The 4,586-nt window shown below is 33.2% G+C and carries 3 protein-coding genes and 5 pseudogenes; all 8 read left to right on the top strand.

Annotation, left to right across the window (positions count from 1 at the left end; genetic code table 11):
- Nucleotides 1–218: 218 nt before the first annotated feature.
- The 8 genes and pseudogenes from ACFIQC_RS09310 to ACFIQC_RS09275 all read left to right on the top strand — a co-directional run bounded on the left by ACFIQC_RS09310 (nt 219) and on the right by ACFIQC_RS09275 (nt 4,052).
- Nucleotides 219–564, top strand: a pseudogene (locus tag ACFIQC_RS09310) (hypothetical protein).
- A pseudogene (locus tag ACFIQC_RS09305) lies at nt 551–1,047 on the top strand (hypothetical protein). Before ACFIQC_RS09310 ends, ACFIQC_RS09305 begins: the two co-directional pseudogenes overlap by 14 nt.
- Before the next feature lie 492 nt (nt 1,048–1,539).
- A complete protein-coding gene (locus tag ACFIQC_RS09300) occupies nt 1,540–1,836 on the top strand; it encodes a hypothetical protein (protein WP_375651292.1) in 297 nt (98 codons plus the stop codon).
- Nucleotides 1,837–1,874: 38 nt separating this feature from the next.
- Nucleotides 1,875–2,256 (top strand): annotated as a pseudogene (locus ACFIQC_RS09295) (XRE family transcriptional regulator).
- A 135-nt stretch (nt 2,257–2,391) separates the two neighbouring features.
- Nucleotides 2,392–2,844 (top strand): annotated as a pseudogene (ssb, locus tag ACFIQC_RS09290) (single-stranded DNA-binding protein).
- A gap of 10 nt (nt 2,845–2,854) precedes the next feature.
- Nucleotides 2,855–3,392 (top strand): annotated as a pseudogene (locus tag ACFIQC_RS09285) (hypothetical protein).
- 67 nt (nt 3,393–3,459) lie between these two features.
- Nucleotides 3,460–3,660: a type II toxin-antitoxin system HicA family toxin gene (locus tag ACFIQC_RS09280; RefSeq protein ID WP_375612550.1), complete on the top strand. Its 201-nt coding sequence runs from the start codon at nt 3,460–3,462 to the stop codon at nt 3,658–3,660.
- Nucleotides 3,657–4,052 carry a type II toxin-antitoxin system HicB family antitoxin gene (locus ACFIQC_RS09275; protein ID WP_375707088.1) on the top strand — a complete coding sequence of 132 codons (396 nt, stop codon included), beginning with the start codon at nt 3,657–3,659 and terminating at the stop codon, nt 4,050–4,052. Before ACFIQC_RS09280 ends, ACFIQC_RS09275 begins: the two co-directional genes overlap by 4 nt.
- Nucleotides 4,053–4,586 lie beyond the last annotated feature (534 nt).

The raw sequence follows: 4,586 nt of genomic DNA, 5'->3' as shown, positions 1-4,586 counted from the left end.
AAGGAATTTAAATGGTCTTGGGGGAACAGTGAAAAACATTGCAGGTTAGTAAACTAGTGAAAAGCGCTGATCATTTTGGGATTAGATATGTGTTTAAACCGACAAAAAGGCACCGTACAAAGAGATTTGAAGTTTTTTACTACAATTAAAAACACAAAACGCTCTGTACGGTCAAATTTTAGGTAAATAGACCAATTGGTAAATTATGGACTAAAAACATGAGAATATTAAAAGACCTGTTCTTAAAAAAGCGTAAACAACCCATGCAAAAAGAGTTTGTTGCAACAGCTGTTGGTTATGTTCCTTGGGGGGACGGAGCAGAGGAGTATTTTTACAACCTCCACAAATATGAAGATGGTACAAGAGAATGTGAAAAGTTTGATGGCTGCCAGTATTATACCACACCAGAATGCGGATTTTAGTACCAAAGCGCAAGTGAAAGCATGGGTTTACGGTGGTGCTATTCCGAAAAGCATTCTCAATTATGAACCTCTTATAGACGAGATCAATAAAGAGATCAAAAAATTATCGAAAGCCGCAGGAAATAAATATTTTTACAGATAAGCAGCGAAGAGCCTTGTTTGGCATTATAACTTTTATATTTTTATGTTTTTTAGGAATTAAAAAAATCTTGACTTTATTCAGAGTATTTTGACATTCGCGTCTGTTTCTTTGGTAATAGTCACAACGATTTTTGCAATTTTAATATTCCTTCTGAATTGCAGAGCAACCCAAAATATAAAGATGATGATACAACGGGTTGGGTGAAACTAACACGTGATTTACAACAGTATTTGCACAGACTCTTAAAACTAATAAGTTTAGCGCTTGTCGTTTTAATTTTTCCAAATAGTTATAAAGAAACTGTTTCTTTGCCTATTATTTCTAAGTAAGTGGAGTATAAGCTTTCTTTTCCATTGGGATACTGTACTTTGGTACTCAGATATTGCTCTTTGGTATTCCTTTTTAGTTTGTGTATTGTTTCTTATGTTACGTACACGCAGTTTAATAAACATATCTATTTACCCACTACAGTGCTCAGTTTAAAAGCCATAGTAAAACTTCCGATTTTATAAAACTGTTTAGATTAAATGGCATTGTCTCTTCTCAATGTTCATAGATGAAATCAACAAAAACATCAAAAAATCATTGAAAAAGGCGCGTAACAATGTCTCATGTCTGCTCACCATTGAGATATCCAGGCGGTAAGGCTGCACTGTATGGAAAAGTCAAAGAAATATTTGAGAAAAAGCATTAAATGGCTGTTCCTATAGAGAGCCATTTGCTGGCAGGTGTAGACTTGCTCTAAAGCTTTTTTTAATGGTGAAGTTAAAGATATTCACATTAACGATATTGATCTGTTTATTTGGAGCTTTTGGTATTGCGTTTTGCACAAGACAGAAGAATTAATAGAAAAAATCAATACAACGACCATTAACTTAGAAGAATGGTACATACAAAAAGATAGATACATTTAACTCGTTTAAATGCACGGGAATCTTTGCTGCGTTATAGAACTGATGAAAACACCTTTTTTATATGGACCCTCCTTGTTTTAAAAAAGGAAAAGGGCTTTGTACTTGGTTTTACAAAGCTAATGATCACCACAATTTAGAGAATGTCATCTCCCAACATGTGACAGCACCTTGGCTAATTATTTATGACAACGTTGAAGAAATTAAATTATTGTATAGGCAATATCTCTCAATAGAATTTAGCTTACAATATTCTCTACAAGAGAAAAGGAAAGCTACCGAATTGATGATTTTTTCACCTAAAATCAAAGTACCTCAATTTTTAGAAAAGAATATAGGTTCGCTTCTCAAAGCAGCTTAATTGCAGATTGCATTAATAGGAGCTTTAATCAAATGCTTATGCTTACACCATTTGGCAAAACATTACGTAAAATTCGTATTGATCGAACAGAACGTCTATTATGATATGGCTAAGAAATTAGGCGTATCTATAGCATTTTTATCTTCTGTAGAAATTGGCAAAAAAACTATACCTGCTGACATAGAAGAAAAGATCATTGAGAAATATGCTTTAGATAAAGAAACAGCCTCTATATTGAGAAAAGAAGCAAATATTTGTCATAAGAATTTTACAATGAACTCTTCTGCCCCACTTAACCATGAAATTTCTAACACGTTTGTTAGAATTTTTAAGTCTCTTTCACAACAAGATCTGACAAAGTGCAATGAACTCATGGAGAAAGTAGAAAAAAAACAGTGCTTGCAGAATAGAATACCTTGATCTCCTTATTTTATACACTGTAAACATAATTTTATATGTTAAAAACAATAATATCATTTTGAAATAATTGAATAAATATGCAAATCATTCTAAGATTTTTTATGTATAAATTGCTAATCTAATGGGGCTACAAATATGCTAAATAAAGTGACGTTAATCGGGCGCCTTGGTGCTGATCCCGAAAGCAAAACAATGAATTCTGGAGCAGAAATAGTCAATTTTAGTATAGCGACTTCTGAGAGCTATACAGATAAAAAAACCAATCAAAAAGTAGAGAAAACAGAATGGCATTCAGTTGTGATTTTTAATCCACATTTAGCAAAAATTGCACTTCAATATCTAAACAAAGGTTCAAAGGTTTACATAGAAGGAAAATTACAGACACGCAAATAGCAAGATAAAAATGGGCATGACCGCTACACAACAGAGATTGTCTTACCACAATTCAAAGAGGAATTGTATTTGCTTGATGCAAAGAAAGAGCAATCAGCATCCCCTACCCCCTCACCCATTACTTCTCAAAATTATGCTATCGCTTCAGGTGCTACTGATCATGGCACATCTCTTAATGATGCTATCCCATTCTGATTGATAACATATGACAAAGAGAAAAAAACGTACAAAACGCGGACATCCTCGGATTAAAGGATGTATCAGAGAACCAAACGGACGCATCTCACGAGCAAAAACACCGCATAAACCCATGGATAAATTGGCAATTGAAATGCGTGCCAAACGCTTTGGCTTGACCATAGAAGAGGCTAAAAATCCGCTTTCCAGAACCTATATCGGGCGGTTTTATTTGCAAGGTGTAATTAATCAAGACCAATATGATTGCTGCACAAAAATATCTTGAAGTGAAAAACAATTATCTATGTGCAAAAGAATTGCCTAATGCAATTTATGATAACTTTACTCCTTCATCAAATGAGGAGGCGCAAAAACGGTGGATTGAAAGAGTAACTCATTGTTATGAAGAGACGAAAGAGGTTATCAAAGAAACACAACACCTCTATAGACAGTATAATCTTTACGCTGCATTACAATATCTTGTTATAGAAGATCAATCGTTAACACATCTTGTTAGCTCTTTGCGTATTGTTCTTAATGCGCTTCATAAGCATTTTAGCCATTAAAAAAGAATTGACATCAGATGAAAAATCATTAAAATGTGTATATATTTACACATTATGAGTTTAGGTAATGGAACAAGATAGCCGAAAAATCATTGCAAAATTAAAGCGTGATGGCTTTGAACTTATCAAAGTGAAAGGGTCTCATCATAAATTTAAAAAAGATGATAAGGTTGTTATCGTTCCACATCCTAAAAAAAATCTTCCGATTGGTACAGCACGTTCTATCGCACAACAAGCAGGCTGGTTAAAAGAAGGAGAAGAAGAATGAAAAGATTTTTTGCTCTTGTTCATAAAGATGAAGAATCTGCTTTTGGTGTTCAGTTTCCTGATTTTGAGGGACTTTTTTCTGCTGCTGATGAGGAAGAAAATTTAATCGCAAATGCAACAGAAGCACTCCAACTTTATTGTGAAGATATAGATATAGTGCCTATTCCTTCAAAATTTGAAGAAGTCATACAACGGAAATCTGTCAAAACAGCTTTGTCAGAAGGAGCTTTTTTAATACAAGTTCCTTTTATTGAAAATGATTCAGAAGTCATACGCACAAATATATCAATTGAACGAGGGCTTTTACGTGCAATTGATAATTGTGCACAAAAGAGAGGTTTAACAAGATCTGCTTTTTTGGCAACAGCAGCCCGTCACGAGCTTAATATTTAGCTCATCAATCTGGAAAAATTTCTCACTCTCGATTTTTTTACAAAAGCGTGTAATTGTATATGATCCGCAAACTATTAATGAAAATCAAAAGGCGGCAGGCAAACAAAACGCTATAGTTAAGAGGGATATAACTATCATTGATATTATATACATGGCATCTAATATTTCTGAACCTGTCATTGCCTTTCCCTCCTATAATAATTTCACAATAATTTATAAAATCTAAAATGTTTTAGAAAATTTTATATATTCTATTTTAAAATAAAAAATATAGATTTTTTTGTTGGCATGGTGTAAAAAATTGCATTTAATGACGATACTGCACTAGTTGTATTGCGTCTAAAATTCAAAAATATCCCCAAAAATTCAGTAAAATGTGAACTTGAAGCGTGGCTAGAAAGCTCTGTTTTCTAGATAATTCTAACTAATCAATTTTTCACAGAATAAAAATCAATATTTGACTAATTATGTCATTAATTATGACTCAAAAGGAGCAATGATGAAAGCTGTCATCACTAAGCCAATGTGTGTTGT

Origin of the sequence: Bartonella sp. AA126HLJHH (genome assembly GCF_042197425.1) — a bacterium.
Taxonomy (GTDB): Bacteria; Pseudomonadota; Alphaproteobacteria; order Rhizobiales; family Rhizobiaceae; genus Bartonella.
Note: the sequence above shows the minus strand (reverse complement) of the source record. Positions and strands in the feature narration are given on the sequence as shown.